18 protein-coding genes are annotated in these 17,415 nt (G+C 59.0%); 8 read left to right on the forward strand and 10 right to left on the reverse strand.

Going from position 1 to position 17,415, the window contains the following annotated elements; genetic code table 11:
• The first annotated feature begins 2 nt into the window (after nt 1-2).
• From HUW52_RS26255 to rlmF, 3 genes are all read left to right on the forward strand, one after another.
• Nucleotides 3-398, forward strand: a complete 396-nt coding sequence (locus tag HUW52_RS26255; RefSeq protein WP_016984996.1) for a hypothetical protein — start codon at nt 3-5, stop codon at nt 396-398.
• A 194-nt stretch (nt 399-592) separates the two neighbouring features.
• A complete protein-coding gene (locus HUW52_RS26260; protein WP_175555274.1) occupies nt 593-3,439 on the forward strand; it encodes a valine--tRNA ligase in 2,847 nt (948 codons plus the stop codon).
• 267 nt (nt 3,440-3,706) lie between these two features.
• A complete protein-coding gene (gene rlmF, locus HUW52_RS26265) occupies nt 3,707-4,726 on the forward strand; it encodes a 23S rRNA (adenine(1618)-N(6))-methyltransferase RlmF (protein ID WP_095119373.1) in 1,020 nt (339 codons plus the stop codon).
• A gap of 194 nt (nt 4,727-4,920) precedes the next feature.
• Here the strand turns inward: rlmF and HUW52_RS26270 are convergent, their stop codons facing one another.
• The gene (locus HUW52_RS26270; RefSeq protein ID WP_003221909.1) at nt 4,921-5,202 is read right to left on the reverse strand and encodes an HU family DNA-binding protein; all 282 of its coding nucleotides are present in this window, start codon (nt 5,200-5,202) and stop codon (nt 4,921-4,923) included.
• 395 nt (nt 5,203-5,597) lie between these two features.
• Between HUW52_RS26270 and yejK the strand changes: the two genes are divergently transcribed.
• Together yejK and HUW52_RS26280 are read left to right on the forward strand one after the other, a co-directional pair.
• A complete protein-coding gene (gene yejK, locus HUW52_RS26275; RefSeq protein WP_007909053.1) occupies nt 5,598-6,602 on the forward strand; it encodes a nucleoid-associated protein YejK in 1,005 nt (334 codons plus the stop codon).
• Complete coding sequence (locus tag HUW52_RS26280) at nt 6,602-6,952, forward strand: glutaredoxin family protein (RefSeq protein WP_175555275.1); 351 nt, start codon at nt 6,602-6,604, stop codon at nt 6,950-6,952. Before yejK ends, HUW52_RS26280 begins: the two co-directional genes overlap by 1 nt.
• A gap of 83 nt (nt 6,953-7,035) precedes the next feature.
• Here the strand turns inward: HUW52_RS26280 and HUW52_RS26285 are convergent, their stop codons facing one another.
• The 5 genes from HUW52_RS26285 to HUW52_RS26305 all read right to left on the reverse strand — a co-directional run bounded on the left by HUW52_RS26285 (nt 7,036) and on the right by HUW52_RS26305 (nt 11,025).
• Entirely contained in the window at nt 7,036-7,971 is a 936-nt protein-coding gene (locus HUW52_RS26285) for a glutathione S-transferase family protein (protein WP_175555276.1), read from the reverse strand.
• Between the two features lie 84 nt (nt 7,972-8,055).
• On the reverse strand, nt 8,056-8,358 hold the full coding sequence (locus tag HUW52_RS26290) for a GIY-YIG nuclease family protein (RefSeq protein WP_175555277.1): 303 nt from the start codon (nt 8,356-8,358) through the stop codon (nt 8,056-8,058).
• 39 nt (nt 8,359-8,397) lie between these two features.
• On the reverse strand, nt 8,398-8,868 hold the full coding sequence (locus tag HUW52_RS26295) for a nuclear transport factor 2 family protein (RefSeq protein ID WP_016985002.1): 471 nt from the start codon (nt 8,866-8,868) through the stop codon (nt 8,398-8,400).
• 203 nt (nt 8,869-9,071) lie between these two features.
• On the reverse strand, nt 9,072-10,376 hold the full coding sequence (locus tag HUW52_RS26300; RefSeq protein ID WP_175555278.1) for a CynX/NimT family MFS transporter: 1,305 nt from the start codon (nt 10,374-10,376) through the stop codon (nt 9,072-9,074).
• A complete protein-coding gene (locus HUW52_RS26305) occupies nt 10,366-11,025 on the reverse strand; it encodes a FadR/GntR family transcriptional regulator (RefSeq protein ID WP_016985004.1) in 660 nt (219 codons plus the stop codon). Before HUW52_RS26305 ends, HUW52_RS26300 begins: the two co-directional genes overlap by 11 nt.
• 166 nt (nt 11,026-11,191) lie before the next feature.
• Here HUW52_RS26305 and HUW52_RS26310 point away from each other — a divergent pair, with 166 nt between their 5' ends.
• Together HUW52_RS26310 and HUW52_RS26315 are read left to right on the forward strand one after the other, a co-directional pair.
• Nucleotides 11,192-11,503, forward strand: coding sequence for a type II toxin-antitoxin system MqsR family toxin (locus HUW52_RS26310; protein WP_016985005.1), 312 nt, complete (start codon nt 11,192-11,194; stop codon nt 11,501-11,503).
• Entirely contained in the window at nt 11,500-11,988 is a 489-nt protein-coding gene (locus HUW52_RS26315; RefSeq protein WP_175555279.1) for a type II toxin-antitoxin system MqsA family antitoxin, read from the forward strand. The genes HUW52_RS26310 and HUW52_RS26315 overlap by 4 nt, the downstream gene beginning before the upstream one ends.
• A 57-nt stretch (nt 11,989-12,045) precedes the next feature.
• Here the strand turns inward: HUW52_RS26315 and HUW52_RS26320 are convergent, their stop codons facing one another.
• The 4 genes from HUW52_RS26320 to HUW52_RS26335 all read right to left on the reverse strand — a co-directional run bounded on the left by HUW52_RS26320 (nt 12,046) and on the right by HUW52_RS26335 (nt 16,206).
• Complete coding sequence (locus tag HUW52_RS26320; protein ID WP_175555280.1) at nt 12,046-12,810, reverse strand: amino acid ABC transporter ATP-binding protein; 765 nt, start codon at nt 12,808-12,810, stop codon at nt 12,046-12,048.
• 11 nt (nt 12,811-12,821) lie between these two features.
• A complete protein-coding gene (locus HUW52_RS26325; protein WP_175555281.1) occupies nt 12,822-13,916 on the reverse strand; it encodes an amino acid ABC transporter permease in 1,095 nt (364 codons plus the stop codon).
• Between the two features lie 10 nt (nt 13,917-13,926).
• Nucleotides 13,927-15,108, reverse strand: a complete 1,182-nt coding sequence (locus tag HUW52_RS26330) for an amino acid ABC transporter permease (RefSeq protein ID WP_175555282.1) — start codon at nt 15,106-15,108, stop codon at nt 13,927-13,929.
• Nucleotides 15,109-15,174: 66 nt separating this feature from the next.
• A complete protein-coding gene (locus tag HUW52_RS26335) occupies nt 15,175-16,206 on the reverse strand; it encodes an amino acid ABC transporter substrate-binding protein (protein WP_007914328.1) in 1,032 nt (343 codons plus the stop codon).
• Between the two features lie 468 nt (nt 16,207-16,674).
• Here HUW52_RS26335 and HUW52_RS26340 point away from each other — a divergent pair, with 468 nt between their 5' ends.
• On the forward strand, nt 16,675-17,331 hold the full coding sequence (locus HUW52_RS26340; protein ID WP_175555283.1) for an alpha/beta hydrolase: 657 nt from the start codon (nt 16,675-16,677) through the stop codon (nt 17,329-17,331).
• The last annotated feature ends 84 nt before the right edge of the window (nt 17,332-17,415 follow it).

Here is a 17,415-nt window from a genome sequence, read left to right on the forward strand (position 1 = left end):
CAATGGACACTCCGAAACCGCAACAAAAGTCCGCACACCTGTTGGATGATCTTGAATCGATCCGCCAGTTGCTCGGCGATGACAACCTGCAACCACCGCTGTTGACCGACACGGTCGACGATGGCGAACAGGAACAGATTCCGATGCTGTTCGATTCGGTCGGCACCGAGCCGGCTGCCGTCGAACCGCCTCCCACGCCCGCCCCGGCAACTGCCGCGCAATCGGCGGCGCCTGTGGATAAAGGCCCGGACGCCTTGCTTCACCTCGACAGCGAACTGCGCGCCGCCGCGCAATTGATCCTGCAAGACGTGATCGACGACTTCGCGCCGCACATCGAAACCGAAATCAAACGCCGCCTCGACGCGCGGATGGAACGGCTGCTCAGCCAGTACGAATAACGTACCCCGTGTAGGAGCTGCCGCAGGCTGCGATCTTTTGACCTTTGTTTTTTAAAGACAAGATCAAAAGATCGCAGCCTTCGGCAGCTCCTACATTTAGATCTCCATCCGGCCCGCCCCGCTCGCCCTCGGCCCCATGCCCCGCTATACTCGTCGGCTTTTCCTGAATTAATGCCAATAGGGTCCCGCCGCGCATGGATAAGACCTACCAGCCGCACGCCATTGAAACTTCCTGGTACAACACCTGGGAGTCCGAGAACTACTTCGCCCCGCAAGGCGCGGGCGACTCCTACACCATCATGATCCCGCCGCCGAACGTCACCGGCAGCCTGCACATGGGTCACGGTTTCAACAACGCGATCATGGACGCCCTGATCCGTTTCCGCCGCATGCAGGGTCGCAACACCCTGTGGCAACCGGGCACCGACCACGCCGGTATCGCCACGCAGATGCTGGTGGAGCGTCAACTCGAAGCCCAGGGCCAGAATCGCCATGATCTGGGCCGCGAAAAATTCCTCGAGAAAGTCTGGGAGTGGAAGGATCAGTCCGGCGGCAACATTAGCCGTCAGATCCGCCGCCTCGGCTCGTCCGTTGACTGGAGCCGCGAGCGCTTCACCATGGACGACGGCCTCTCGGAAGCGGTCAAAGAAGCGTTCGTGCGCCTGCACGAAGACGGCTTGATCTATCGCGGCAAGCGTCTGGTCAACTGGGACACCAAGCTGCACACGGCGATTTCCGACCTCGAAGTGGAAAACCACGACGAGAAGGGTTTCCTGTGGAACCTGAAGTACCCGCTGGCCGACGGCGCGAAAACCGCTGATGGCAACGATTTCCTGATCGTCGCGACCACCCGTCCGGAAACCATGCTCGGCGACTCCGCCGTCGCGGTGAACCCGAACGATGAGCGCTACAAATCCCTGATCGGCAAGTTTGTCGAGCTGCCACTCGTTGGCCGCCGGATCCCGATCATCGCCGACGATTACTGCGATCCTGAATTCGGCACCGGCTGCGTGAAAATCACCCCGGCCCACGATTTCAACGACTACGAAGTCGGCAAGCGCCACAACCTGCCGCTGCTGAATATCTTCGACAAGAACGCCAACGTGCTGCCGGCAGCGCAGGTGTTCAACCTCGATGGCACGCTGAACGACAGCATCGACGGCGCGATTCCAGCTGAGTACGCCGGTCTTGAGCGTTTCGAAGCGCGCAAGCAGATCGTTGCCGCATTCGACGCAGCCGGCCTGTTGGTCAGCGTCAATGACCACGGCCTGAAAGTACCGAAAGGCGATCGCTCCGGCACCATCATCGAGCCGTGGCTGACCGACCAGTGGTACGTGTCGACCAAGCCTTTGGCCGAGCCTGCGATTGCCGCCGTTGAAGACGGCCGCATCCAGTTCGTGCCCAAGCAATACGAAAACATGTACTTCTCGTGGATGCGCGACATCCAGGATTGGTGCATCAGCCGTCAGCTGTGGTGGGGCCACCGGATTCCGGCCTGGTACGACGAGTCGGGCAAGGTCTACGTCGGTCGCGACGAAGCCGAAGTGCGTGCCAAGCACAACCTCGGTCCGGACGTTGCCCTGCAGCAGGACAACGACGTACTCGACACCTGGTTCAGCTCCGGCCTGTGGACCTTCTCCACACTCGGCTGGCCTGAGCAGACCGAGTTCCTGAAGAAATTCCACTCCACCGACGTGCTGGTGACGGGCTTCGACATCATTTTCTTCTGGGTTGCCCGGATGATCATGCTGACCATGCACCTGATCAAGAACGAGGACGGCACCCCGCAGGTACCGTTCAAGACCGTTTATGTGCACGGTCTGGTGCGTGATGGTCAGGGCCAGAAGATGTCCAAGTCCAAGGGCAACGTCCTTGACCCGCTGGACATCATCGACGGTATCGAGCTGGAAGAACTGGTGCAGAAACGCACCTCCGGCATGATGCAGCCGAAACTGGCGAAGAAGATCGAGAAGCAGACCCGCGACGAATTCGCCGACGGCATCGCCAGCTACGGCACTGACGCCCTGCGCTTCACCTTCTGCTCGCTGGCCTCGACCGGTCGCGACATCAAGTTCGACATGGGCCGCGTTGAAGGCTATCGCAACTTCTGCAACAAGATCTGGAACGCCGCGCGTTATGTTCTGGACAAGGGCGAAGACTGCGGCCAGAACGGCGAAGCCTACGAGCTGTCGCTGGCAGATCGCTGGATCATCTCGCAGCTGCAGCGCACTGAAGCCGAAGTGACCCGTCAACTCGATCAGTTCCGTTTCGACCTCGCCGCGCAAGCGCTGTACGAGTTCATCTGGAACCAGTATTGCGACTGGTACCTGGAGTTGTCCAAGCCAGTGCTGTGGGACGAGAATGCGCCGGTTGAACGTCAGCGCGGCACTCGCCGTACGCTGGTTCGCGTGCTGGAAGTGGCGCTGCGTCTGGCGCATCCGTTCATGCCGTTCATCACTGAAGAAATCTGGCAGCGCATCGCGCCGCTGGCCGGCATTCAGGGCAAGACGATCATGCTGCAAGCGTGGCCAGTGGCCAACGAAGAGCGCATTGATCCGGCGGCCGAAGACGACATCGAATGGCTCAAGGAACTGATGCTCGGCACGCGTAACATCCGTGGCGAAATGAACATCGGCCCGGGCAAGCCACTGCCAATCTACCTGAAGAACGTCAGCGCTGAAGACCAGCGCCGTCTGACCGAGAACGAAGCGCTGCTGAAAAAGCTGGCGCGTCTGGAATCGATCACCGTTCTGCAGGCTGGTGAAGAAGCACCGCTGTCCGCCACTGCACTGGTTGGCGAGATGGAAGTGCTGGTGCCGATGGCCGGCCTGATCGACAAGGGTGCCGAACTGGCACGCCTGGACAAGGAAATCCTGCGTCTGCAGGGAGAAGTCCAGCGCGTTGGCGGCAAACTGTCCAACGCCGGTTTCGTCGACAAGGCCCCGGCCGAAGTCATCGAGAAGGAACGCGCCAAATTGGCCGAGGCGGAACAAGCCTTGGGCAAACTGGCCGAGCAACATGCGCGGATTGCCAGCCTGTAAAGGTAAATCGCATTAAAAAGGCGCGCCACCCGATTGGGTGACGCGCCTTTTTTATTGCCTACTTTCCTTCATCCACTGCCAATCCCTGTGGGAGCGAGCTTGCTCGCGAAGAGGCCGTGTCAGGCGAAAGTGATGTTGACTGAAACGACGCTTTCGCGAGCAAGCTCGCTCCCACAGAGATCGTTGGTGTTGCTGATATTGAGTTCGCAACGGCTGGATGTGGGACAATACCCGCCACTTTCAGCCATACCCGAATCGACCACGCCCATGAACGCCCCCCGCACACCCAAACCTGCGCGCAAGAAGCCTGACTCCGCGACCCCGGCCAAGACCGTCGAACCGCGCGAAAAGGCCAGCCTGCACCCGCGCAATCGCCATCAGGGTCGTTACGACTTCCCGGCGCTGATCAAAACCACGCCGGAACTGGCGAAGTTCGTGATCACCAACCCGTACGGCAAGGAAAGCATCGACTTCGCCAGCCCCGATGCGGTGCGTGTGTTCAACCGGGCGCTGCTCAAGTCGTTCTATGGCATCCAGCATTGGGACATCCCGGCGGATTACCTTTGCCCACCGGTTCCGGGCCGTGCCGATTACGTGCACTTCCTTGCGGATTTGCTGGCCAGCATGAACGACGGCAAGGTGCCACGCGGCGCGATCGTCAACGTGCTGGACATCGGGATGGGCGCCAACTGCGTATATCCGCTGATCGGTAACAGCGAATACCGCTGGCACTTCCTCGGCTCGGAAATCGACCCGACCGCCGTGGCCGCTGCCCGCGCCATCGTTCAGTCCAACGACCTGAACAAAGTTATCCAGCTGCGCCAGCAGGAAAACCGCAAGCACATCCTGATTGGCTTGCTGGAACCGGGCGAGCGCTTTGACCTGACCATGTGCAACCCGCCGTTCCACGCTTCGATGGATGAAGCGACCAAGGGCAGCGAGCGCAAATGGCGCGCATTGGGCAAGGCTGACCCGAAACGCAAACTGCCGGTGCTGAACTTCGGCGGGCAGTCGGCTGAACTGTGGTGTGAAGGTGGCGAGGCGCGTTTCGTGACGCAACTGATCGCCGAGAGCGCGAACTTCCAGCATAAGGTGCTGTGGTTCAGCACCTTGGTGTCGAAAGCGTCGAACCTGCCGGCCATCGAAACCGCGCTGAAAAAGGCCGGCGTGCTGGAAAGCCAAGTGGTGGAGATGTCGCAAGGGCAGAAGCAGAGCCGTTTCGTCGCCTGGACCTTCCAGACCAAGTCCGAGCAGCAGATCTGGCGCCGCGAGCGCTGGGTCCGCTAATAGCTGCGCAGATGCCCCTGTAGGAGCTGCGGCACGCTGCGATCTTTTGATCTTGATCCTGAAGAGCCAGATCAAAAGATCGCAGCCTCGTTTCACTCGACAGCTCCTACAGGCGGCGTAACGCCTCGCCAAATCGCAGACACAAAAAAACCGTGCCCGGATCACTCCGATGCACGGTTTTTTATTGCTGCGTCTTACTTGTTCACAGCGTCGGTCAGGCCTTTGGCCACAACCAGCTTGATCACTTTCTTAGCAGGGATTTCGATGGCAGCGCCAGTCGAAGGGTTACGGCCAGTGCGGGCAGGACGCTCGGTCACTTTCAGCTTGCCGATACCTGGCAAGGTGATTTCGCCGCCGTTTTCCAGCTGATCGGCAACGATTTGGCCCAGTTGGTCCAGAGCGTTACGCGCGGTGGTTTTCGGCGCGTCGATAGCTTCAGCGATGTCGGCGATCAGTTGGTCTTTAGTAAGAGCCATGTAGTGTTCCTTCCCTATCAAATTCATATGGATTGCAGAGTGCAGTGTCAGCCATCGAGCCCGATCTTCTGGATCTGGCACCCTCGGCGATAACCACGACGAGTCGGGTTATAGATGCCGAAATCAGGGTTTGGTTCGACCTGACAAATGCTGATTGCACGCTTAACGCAGTGACTTCGCGTAAGACCGGGCAAAACTAGCACAGAGACGGGGAAATATCCGCCTCTAGCTACCCATTTGGTCAGCTTTATTGCGCTAAATCGGTAAAAAACTGCATATGCGTCAGTACGCGCCCCGGTTTTGCCCTACAACCCGCGCCAAAACCAGTGGTTGCGGTACACTGGGCGCTTTTTCGGGGGAGCCTGCCCTCCTCCCTTCCAACAGCCGAGAAGCCCATGCCGATCCGTCATTGCATCGTCCACCTGATCGACAAAAAACCCGACGGCACGCCCGCAGTTCTGCACGCCCGTGACACGGAACTGGCCGAGTCTGCAGCCATCGAGAACATGCTCGCCGACCTCAACGAGAGCTATAACGCCAAACAGGGCAAAGCCTGGGGCCTGTTCCATCCGGAATCCGGAGCGTTCCCGTTCAGCGGCTGGCTGAAGGAATACATGGAAGGCGGCAAGGACTTCACCGCGTTCAGCAAAGTCGCGGTCGAGCACCTGCAAAAGTTGATGGAAGAATCGAACCTGTCGGTCGGCGGCCACGTGCTGTTCGCCCACTATCAGCAAGGCATGACCGATTACCTGGCGATCGCCCTGCTGCACCACAGCGAAGGCGTGGCAGTGACCGATGAGCTGGACGTGACCCCGTCGCGCCACCTCGATCTCGGCCAATTGCACCTGGCGGCGCGCATCAACGTCTCCGAGTGGCAGAACAACAAGCAGTCCAAGCAGTACATCTCGTTCATCAAGGGCAAGAACGGTAAGAAGGTGTCGGAATACTTCCGCGACTTCATTGGCTGCCAGGAAGGTGTCGACGGCCCGGGCGAGACGCGCACGCTGCTCAAGGCTTTCAGCGACTTCGTAGAAAGCGAAGACCTGCCGGAAGAATCCGCCCGCGAGAAGACCAAGACCCTGGTCGATTACGCCAGCAGCCAGGCCAAACTCGGCGAACCGATGGGCCTGGAAGAACTCTCCGAGCTGATCGACGAAGAACGCCCGAAAGCCTTCTACGATCACATCCGCAACAAGGATTACGGCCTGTCGCCAGAGATTCCGGCGGACAAACGCACCCTGAATCAATTCCGCCGCTTCACCGGCCGCGCCGAAGGCCTGTCGATCAGCTTTGAAGCGCACCTGCTGGGCTCGAAGATCGAATACGACGAAGAAGCTGGCACCCTGGTGATCAAGGGCCTGCCGACATCGCTCACCGATCAGTTGAAGCGGCGTAACTGATGCTCGGCAATGTGCTGAAGAAAGTTGCGCTGGTTCTGCTGGTGGTCGTGGTCTATCAGAACTGGGGCAAGATCGAGCGGGTGTTCAATCCGTCGCAGATGGTTGCAGAGCAGACGCGCGCGCAAGCCAACGTCGTGCTCTACGCCACCGACTGGTGCGGCTATTGCAAGCAGACCAAACGCTTTCTCGACAGCAAGGGGATTCCCTTCAAGGAATTCGATATCGAGAAGAATACCGAGGCGCGCAAGGCGTATGAGGCATTGGGCGGACGCGGGATACCGTTGATCGATGTCAACGGCACGTTGATTCGCGGATTCGACCCGGACGAAATCCTCGCTGCCCTGAAGTAACAACAAGATCAAAAGATCGCAGCCTGCGGCAGCTCCTACATGAGACTTGTGTAGGAGCTGCCGCAGGCTGCGATCTTTTGCTTTTAGCGGGCTTCGATGCGGAAACCGAAACGCGGGAAGTGCACATGCACCACACCGCCACGCTCGTCTTCGCGCCGAATGATCAATTCCTCACTGCCGGCAAACAGCAACTCACCGACCACCGGATCAACTCCGTAATCGGTCGCAGAGATCGCCACCTGCTGCCCAGCCTTGAACCCATTCGGATCTACGAACTGCTCATCCGGCAACGCCGCCGGTGTCGCGTTACGTGCAACCTCCAGCGCCTCTTCCGAAGTCATCGCACTCGCCGCGCCATGACCAAAACCCAGCACTCGGCCCAACCAGGCCGCAACAGCCGGATACTCATCCACCAGTGGAGCCGTGACATGCGTAGCCTTGAGGAACCACAGCGGATGCGCCAGCGCGAAGTCGGCAATCGACGGCTCGCCAAACAGGAAGTCGCCCTGCTCGCGCAGCAACTGCTGCTCTAGACGAGCCATGATCGTCGGCCACTGATGTTTGGCTTGTTCGGCAGACAAACGCGTGGCACTGCCACCACTGAACAGACCAGCGCGGTCGGCAATAAAAGCTTTGATCGCTTCCGGCGGCAACTTGGCGAAGCGCACCGCCACCGATTCCGGCTGAAACACCAGGCTCACCGCATGCTGGAACACCACCGAGTCAGCCCATGTGGCAAAACTGGCGGCGGTGAATTCCTGACCCTCGGGAAAGAACGCCGGCAATGCCTTTTCCTGCTCCAGACGACGCGCGATCAGCGAAGTGTCGCAATAGATATCAGCGCCAATCTGCAGCACCGGGGTCTTGCGGTAGCCACCGGTCAGCGCAGTCAGATCCGGTTTCGGCATCACCGGCGAGATATGCACCGAGCGCCACGACAAGCCTTTGAAGCCCAGCAGCAGGCGGGCCTTCTCGGCAAATGGAGAGGTCGGGTAATGATGGAGAATCAACTCGGACATGCTCGGCTCCGCCGCTCAGATAGTGAGCTGGCAGCTTAGCGTGCATTTGCTTAGCAGCCTACAGATCTGGCTGATGGGAACTGATCAGTCAGATTGATAAGACGCGACCAGACATTCCTTGGCGCTCTTGCGCAGCTTTTTGATCAGCCGCTCCTGGCGCAGCGCATCGCTCTTGTCGCGGCACAGTTCGGTGTAGACCAGCGCCATCGCCGGGCTGGAGAGGAAGAACCGCGCGCCTTTGCCGCTTTGATGCTTGGCGAAGCGGCGCACAGGGTCGTTGCTGATTCCGCAGTACAACGAGCCATTGGCCGCGCGCACGAGGTAGACGAACCAGGATTTGCTCACCGGTTCGGCCACATCGACAGATTTTTCGCTAAGGCTGGTCACTTCGGGATCAAGACGTGTAGGAAACAGGCGGCGATATTATCAGCGACCGGCCTGGAATGCCTTCAGTCCCTTCAGCGCCTGCGCACGTACGGCGTTGCGCACCAGCGGTGTCCAGCCCAGCAGCAGGCCTTTGAAACCCAGCGCCTGACGCGACCAGCGCCACAGATCAAAATGATCGTGGTGCTCGCAGATCTTGCCGTCACGAAACACGAAACGGGCCTGGATATCGTTGATGACGATGTTGCCGGTCTGGCTGAACAGATAAGTCGCGACCCAATGCGCGCCGCCGCTGCGCTCGTCGGCGCGAACGTTGTCGAAGGTCAGCGAGAAGTCTTTGGCGCGGGTGGTGAGCATGCGCCACATGTCGCCGGCATCGCGCCCGCGCAGTTCGCCGAAGGCCGGATCGCTGAACACTACGTCGTCGGTGTAGCAGGCGGCCATGGCTTCGGCATCCAGGCGCTGGAAGGCCTGGTAGAAGCGGCTGATCAACGCGGCGTGGGCTTCGCTCATGGGCAATCTCCAAAATAGGTACAGAGTGCCAGCACGATAATCCGCAATGCGCAGAAACACTATCGGCATTCGCACAGCGAATACCGAGAACACGCATAACCTTGTAGGAGTGAGCCTGCTCGCGATAGCGGTGTGTCAGTCAGCGCAACGTTGACAGGTATAAAGCTATCGCGAGCAGGCTCACTCCTACAGTTTGAACCGCGTCAGATTTTTTCGCTTTGCACTTGCACGTACAGCGCACGCCCGGCACCGAGGCCAGCAATGATCGCACCGGTGCCGATAATGCCAAAGATCCAGCCCACGGCATTCCAGCCGCCGGTCCAGTCATGCACCACGCCGACCGCGAACGGCCCCATCGACGCCAGCGTGTAACCGAAGCCCTGAGACATGCTCGACAGGTTCGCCGCGACATGGGAATCGCGCGAACGCAGCACAATCAACGTCAACGCCAGACTGAACGTACCGCCCTGCCCCAGACCCAGCAAAATCGCCCAGCCCCACAGGCCTTCGATCGGCGCGTACAGGCAGCCGAACAGACCGCCAAGGGTCAGCGCCATGACCACGACGATTGCCAGACGCTGATCCTTGCCACGGGTCGCCAGCCACGGCGCGGCCAGAGAACTGGCGAGCTGAATAATCACCGAACCGGACAACACCAGACCGGCCTGGGTTGGCGTCAGTCCACGACCGATCAGGATCGACGGCAACCAGCCGAAGACGATGTAGGCCAGCGATGATTGCAGGCCCATGTACAAGGTCACCTGCCAGGCCAGCGGATCACGCAGCAGACCGCGCACGCGATAGGCGACGTTGTGCGCGCCATGTTTCTGCCCGACTTGCGGCAACCAGAACAACGCAGCCACCAACGCCGGGATAACCCAAAAGCCCAGGCCGATCGTCCAGCTGCCACCAAAATGCTCGCTTAACGGCACGCTGGAACCGGCCGCCATCGCCGCGCCCAGACACAGGGCCATGGTGTAGACGCCAGTCATGGTGCCGGCATGTTTGGCGAAGTCGCGTTTGACGATGCCCGGCAAAAGCACGCCGACGATGCCGATGCTCGCGCCGCCCAATACGCTGCCGGCGAACAATCCGATCTCACCGAAGTTACTACGCAAAATGATCCCGCCGGCCAATGTCAGCAGAATCCCCAGCACCACCCGTTCAGCGCCAAAACGCCGCGCCAGAATCGGCGCCAGTGGCGCAAACAAACCGAGGCACAACACCGGCAGCGTGGTCAGCAGACCGGCCTGAGCCGCCGACAAGCCGAGGCTTTTGGAAACGTCGCTGAGCAGCGGCGCCATGCTCGACAGCGCTGGACGCAGGTTCAGCGCCACCAGAATCAGACCCAGCAGCAATAGCCACGGCCGGCGCACCAGCGGATGGCTCTGTTGCACTTGCTCGTCGTCGGCCTCGGCATCGATCAGCAGTTCTTCGAGCTCTGCCGTGCGTTTGGGGGTTGTGGATATCTCGTTGCGGGACATGGATTTCTCGGTTTCAAGGTTCATTGATCAATTGCCTCGACAAGGCTTTGGCCCGTTCCGGGTCGCGTTGCTCGACCGCATCGAGCAACTCGATGTGCAGGTCGAACACTTCCTGACGGCGCGGGACGATGTTCAGGGTCTGGCGCAATTGCGCGCCGACGATGCTGGAGAAATAGCGGTACAGCTCACTGAGGGTCGGGTTGTGCGCGGCATCGACCAGACGACGGTGGAACACCAGATCGCAAGCAATGTAGGTATCGAGATCGCCGTGGTAGTGACTGCCGCTGGTGCCGAGTGCCTCGCGCAATGCGACGAGGTCTTCTTCGGTACGACGTGACGCCGCCAGGCCGATGGCCTCGACTTCGAGGATGTGGCGGGTCTCGCGCGCCTGTTCCAGCGAGCATTGCGATAGCGCTTTCAGGGTATCCATCGGATCAACCACTGCGCGCAGATAACTGCCATCGCCCTGGCGAATCTCGATCAATCCGGAGAATGCGAGTACGCGCATGGCTTCGCGCACGGTGTTGCGGCTGATGCCCAGTTCGGCGCACAGCTCGGGTTCGGTCGGCAATCGCTCGCCGACCTGCCAGGCACCGCTGTTGATGCGCTGACGGAGTTGATCCAGGGCCTGATCGACCAGGGATCGTTTGATGAGTGGAGAAATGTCTGACATAGGATTCGCCCTTTCATCCAATCATAGGATGAATTTTCTGACATGTTAGTCAGACCCGTGTAGGACGGCAACCACCTAGCGTCAATCGGAGACACATGGAGCGGCATTTTCGATTGGTCAAAATTACCCTTTAAGGGTAATTTCAGGGACAGGGTTCTGGTTTCTTATGGAAAAGAACACACCCCATTACGACTTGGCGGTGATCAAGGCGGATGTCGTGCGACGCGGCAAAGAAGCCTTCACCCGACGCGCGCTGGAGACTGGCAGGGAAATGGGCATGTCATATGAATCAATGACGCATATCGTCTGCTCGCTTGAGCGGCGCATGCTTTACAAATCCATGACGTCCTACGCCAACCATCGCAACTGGCACGACGTTTATCACACCTCGTTTCGTGGTTTGGAGATTTACATCAAAGTGACTTACTGCTCTGGCGGTGGGCCCCCGGTAATCTCCTTCAAGGAGAAAAACACATGAGCAAAAGACCGTGCATCAGTTGCGGCACCGAAGAAGGAATGAGTCATTTTCGAAATCGCAGTCTCACCGTCAATTACAAACAGTTTTCGCGGCTCGTGCACACTCTTGCCGGTTGGGAGTGCAGGGTTTGCGGTGAAATCATTTTTGACAAGGACACCGACAGCGCTGAACGCTACGTGGATGCCGGGGATCGTTTGCTCGAAGACTCCCTTCGACTTATTGGCGCCGAGATGAAACGCATCCGACTTAAGCTTCATCTCACCCAAAGGAGCGCGGTGAAGTTGTTATCGGGTGGAGGACACAATGCATTTTCACGCTACGAGCGGGGCGAGCTTTCTCCTCCTCAACCGCTGCTCACCTTGATGCAACTACTGGATCGCCACCCGCATTTGTTGGCCGACGTACAGGCAGTCAATCAAGGTAACGATCTCAAGCAGCTAATGGCTGCGCGTTACCCAGAACACGAACCTGTATTGACCTCCTGACCCCGGACAAAATAAACCCGGAACTCAATCCGGGTTTATTTCAATGCCTGGACTCGATCAATGCAAAATCTGACTCAAGAACAACTTCGTCCGCTCATTCTGCGGATTATCGAAGAAGTCATTCGGCGCCGCCTGTTCAACGATCTCACCCTTGTCCATGAAGATCACACGGTTCGCCACGGTGCGGGCAAAGCCCATTTCGTGGGTCACGCAAAGCATGGTCATGCCGTCTTCAGCCAGACCGATCATGGTGTCGAGTACTTCCTTCACCATCTCCGGATCGAGCGCTGAAGTCGGTTCATCGAACAGCATGATTTTCGGTTTCATGCACAGGGCGCGAGCAATCGCCACACGTTGCTGCTGACCACCGGACAGTTGCCCCGGGAATTTATGCGCCTGCTCCGGAATGCGTACGCGCTCCAGGTAATGCATGGCGATTTCCTCGGCCTTGCGCTTGGGCATCTTGCGTACCCACATCGGCGCCAGGGTGCAGTTCTGCAAAATGGTCAGGTGCGGGAACAGGTTGAAGTGCTGGAACACCATGCCGACTTCGCGGCGGATCGCTTCGATCTGCTTGAGGTCGTTGGTCAGTTCCACACCGTCGACGACGATGCGGCCCTGCTGGTGTTCTTCCAGACGATTGAGGCAACGAATCGTCGTCGACTTACCCGACCCCGATGGCCCGCACAGGACGATACGCTCGCCCTGTTTGACGTTGAGGTTGATGTCTTTCAGCACGTGGAACTGGCCGTACCACTTGTTGACGCCCTGCATCTGAATAATGCCTTCAGGACCCACAGCCTTTTTGATTGCTTCACTCATTTACACAACTCCTAACGCTTGTGGCCAGTGTCGAGCTTGCGTTCCAGATGCATGGAATAGCGCGACATACCAAAACAGAAAATCCAGAACACCAGGGCGGCGAACACGTAGCCTTCGGTGGCCATGCCCAGCCATTTCGGATCGGCAGCGGCTTGCTTGACGCTGTTGAGCAGGTCAAAGAGGCCGATGATGATCACCAGACTGGTGTCCTTGAACAGCGCAATGAAGGTGTTGACGATGCCGGGGATCACCAGCTTCAGGGCTTGCGGCAAAATCACTAGGCCCATCGAACGCCAGTAACCGAGGCCCATCGCCGCAGCCGCTTCGTACTGACCTTTAGGGATCGCTTGCAGACCGCCGCGCACCACTTCGGCCACATAGGCCGACTGGAACAGGATCACGCCGATCAGTGCCCGCAGCAGCTTGTCGAAGTTCATGCCTTCCGGCAGGAACAGCGGCAGCATCACCGAGGACATGAACAGCACGGTGATCAACGGCACGCCGCGCCAGAATTCGATGAAGGTCACGCAGACCACACGAATCGCCGGCATGTTCGAACGTCGACCCAGCGCCAGCACAATCCCCAGTGGCAACGCACCGGCAATACCGACGGTGGCGATCACCAGGGTCAGCATCAGGCCGCCCCATTGGCTGGTCGCCACATTGGTCAGACCGAAACCGCCGTGCAGCAGGGTGAAGGCAATGATCGGGTACAGCACCAGAAAGCTCAGCCCGTAGATCGCTTTATGCGGTACACGGGAGATGAACAAAGGCGCCGCGCCGATCACCGCCAGCCACACAGTCAGGTCCACGCGCCAGCGCAACTCCGGCGGGTAGTAGCCATACATGAACTGGCCGAAACGCTGCTGAATGAACACCCAGCAGGCGCCGTCCTTGGTGCAGTCAGCGCGGGTGGTGCCGACCCAGTTGGCATCAATGATTGCCCAACTTAGGATCGGTGGCACCACGAGGTAGATCAGATAGAACGCAAACAGCGTCAGCAGGGTGTTGAGCCAGCTGGAGAACATGTTCGCGCGCATCCACGCCACCACGCCGATGCTGCTGTTCGGTGGGGGCATGTCGGGTTTGAAAGTATGAGTACTCATGCGCTTTTCCTTACCGCTCGATCAGCGCAATGCGCTTGTTGTACCAGTTCATCAGCAGGGAAATGCTGATACTGATCGCCAGGTACACGCTCATGGTGATGGCAATCACCTCGATCGCTTGACCGGTCTGGTTGAGCACGGTGCCGGCGAACAGCGACACCATTTCCGGGTAACCGATACCGGCCGCCAGCGAGGAGTTCTTCGCCAGATTGAGGTATTGGCTGGTCAGCGGCGGAATGATCACGCGCAGGGCTTGCGGAATAATCACCTTGCGCAGCGTCGGGCCGTTGCGCAGGCCGAGCGAACGCGCCGCTTCGGTCTGACCGTGGCTGACCGACTTGATCCCCGAACGCACGATCTCGGCGATGAACGCCGCGGTGTACACGGTCAGGGCCAGGGTCAAGGCAAGCAGTTCCGGGATCAGCACCCAGCCGCCAACAAAGTTAAAGCCCTGCAACTTGGGCATTTCCCAGTGCAGCGGAGCGCCGAAGATCAGTGCGCACAAGGTCGGGATCACCAGCAGAATCGCCAGGCCGACCCAGAACTTGTGAAACGGCACGCCGGTTTCTTCAAAGCGCTTGTTGGCCCAGCGCGTCATCAGCACGATGCCGACAATGGCCACCACGATGCTGATCACGAACGCCCAGAAACCGTCAGCCGCCAGCGCGGCCGGCATGTTCAGGCCACGGCTGCTGACAAAGAAGGTGTCGCCGAAGTTATGGCTGTTGCGCGGCCCCGGCATGGTCAGGAATACCGCGAAGTACCAGAACAGAATCTGCAGCAGCGGCGGAATGTTGCGAAACACTTCCACATACACCGTCGCCAGTTTGCTGATGATCCAGTTCTGCGACAGCCGCGCGACACCGATGATGAAGCCGAGGATCGTCGCCAGAACCACGCCGATCACGGTCACCAACAGGGTATTGAGCAGACCGATGACAAAGACGCGGGCATAGCTGTCCGCTTCGGTGTAGTCGATCAGGTGTTGAGCGATGCCGAACCCGGCACTGCGCTCCAGAAAGCCGAAACCGGAAGTAATGCCCCGGTGCTGAAGGTTGGTTTGCGTGTTGTCGAACAAGTACCAGCCCAGCGAGACCACCGCCACAACGGTGATGATCTGGAATAGCCACGCACGCACTCGTGGATCGCTGAGGCTGAACCTCTGCTTTGGTGCGCCGATTGAATTTTGCATGAAGTGCCCCGGAAGAAATGGAACAAGAACATCACCCGGCGGTTGGCCCGCCGGGTGATAGAACCATTAGCGCACTGGTGGTGCGTACTGAATGCCGCCGTTGTTCCACAGGGCGTTCAAGCCGCGGTCGATTTCCAGCGGAGTGCTCTTGCCGAGGTTTTTCTCGAAGATTTCGCCGTAGTTGCCGACTTGTTTGACGATCTGCACAACCCAGTCTTTCGGCAGTTTCAGGTCTTTGCCGTACTCGCCGTCAGCGCCGAGCATACGGGCGACGTCCGGGTTCTTGGTCGACTTGGCTTCAGCTTCGACGTTCTTCGACGTGATGCCGGCTTCTTCGGTGTTGAGCAGCGCGTAGCCAACCCAACGCACGATCGCCAGCCACTCGTCGTCGCCGTTACGTACGACCGGGCCCAGTGGTTCTTTGGAAATGGTTTCCGGCAGCACCACGTAGTCCTTCGGCGACGCCAGCTTGGAGCGCTGGGCAAACAGTTGGGACTTGTCGGAGGTCAGCACGTCGCAACGACCGGATTCGAGCGACTTGGCGCTTTCATCGGAGGTGTCGAAAGTGATCGGGGTGTATTTCAGACCGTTGCCACGGAAGTAGTCGGAAACGTTCAGCTCGGTGGTGGTACCGGCCTGGATGCAGATGGTTGCACCGTCCAGCTCTTTGGCACTCTTCACGCCCAGCTTGTTGTTTACCAGGAAGCCGATGCCGTCGTAGTAGGTAATGAAGCCCGGGAATTTCAGGCCCATGCCCGCGTCACGCGAACTGGTCATGGTGGTGTTGCGCGACAGGATGTCGATCTCGCCCGATTGCAGTGCGGTGAAGCGCTCCTTGGCGTTCAACTGACTGAATTTGACCTTGGTCGCGTCGCCGAATACGGCAGCGGCCACAGCGCGGCAGACGTCAGCGTCGATCCCGAGGATCTTGCCGGTCGCGTCCGGTACCGAGAAGCCCGGCAGACCGTCGCTCACGCCACACTGCACGAAACCTTTCTTCTGCACCGCATCCAGGGTTGCACCCGCCTGAGCGAACCCGCTGACGCCGAGAACTGTTGCTGCAGTCACGATCGCCAGAGTGGATTTCAACATCTTCATTCAAACCTCCAGTTTTGCTCTTGTTGTGTCGGAGCTTGAGTCCAGTCGCACCCTTTTGAGGCGTTGTTGACCCGTGTTGGCTTTTTTTGGGGTCAACCGACGTCAGGACCTTCGCTATGAGTCTTTCAGGAGAAAATCCACATCATGGACAACTCACTTCTCACCAATCGGCCGAACGGGCTGTAGCCCTTTCACGTTCGCTGCGCCCGTAGCGGCCATTGGCGAACATCCATCACCGGATTCTTTGCAATCCCGTCGCAGGTCGTACACTGATAGTGTTACCGCCCACGCGAGATCGGTTGCACGGTTCAAGCCATAGCAAAGCCCGTACCACACCGCTCGCCGAATCGATTCGGCGACAGGTCAATAGCAAAACTTGTACCCTTGCGACATCTTCTTAACGGATCAACCGGGCGCGCACTCCAATCACGCACTTAATGAGAGCGCCCGCACATTTTTGGAGCAGACATGACCGAGCCCTTGATTCTTCAGCCTGTTAAGCCCGCAGACGCCTGCGTGATCTGGCTGCACGGCCTCGGCGCCGACCGCTACGATTTCCTGCCGGTGGCTGAAGCGTTGCAGGAAAGCCTGTTGAGCACGCGCTTCGTGCTGCCACAGGCGCCGACTCGTCCAGTGACGATAAATGGCGGATATGCCATGCCGAGCTGGTACGACATTAAAGCCATGAGCCCGGCGCGGGCGATCGATCGTGATGAGCTGGAAGCGTCAGCGGATCGCATCATCGAACTGATCGAAAACGAGCGCGCCAGCGGAATAGACGCCTCGCGGATTTTCCTCGCCGGTTTTTCCCAGGGTGGCGCCGTGGTGTTGCACAGCGCATTTGTGAAATGGCAGGGGCCGTTGGGTGGTGTGCTGGCGTTGTCGACGTATGCGCCGACCTTCACTGATGAGATGGAGCTTTCAGCCAGTCAGCAGCGGATTCCCGCGCTATGCCTGCACGGTCAGTTCGATGGCGTCGTGCAGAACTCGATGGGCCGCAGTGCCTACGAGCATTTGGTGAAGCATGGTGTCACCGTGACATGGCAGGAATACCCAATGGAGCACGAAGTGTTACCCGAGGAGATTCGCGACATCGGTGTCTGGTTGAGTGAGCGCCTGCGCTAAGCGTCGAGATTAAAATCGCCCTTTGATCCCTCCCCCTACGCCGCGCCCGTTTCTTGCATTACACTGGCCGGCGTACATTCCTTA

The sequence above is a fragment of the Pseudomonas sp. 43A genome, from assembly GCF_013363935.1.
Lineage (GTDB): Bacteria > Pseudomonadota > Gammaproteobacteria > Pseudomonadales > Pseudomonadaceae > Aquipseudomonas > Aquipseudomonas crudilactis.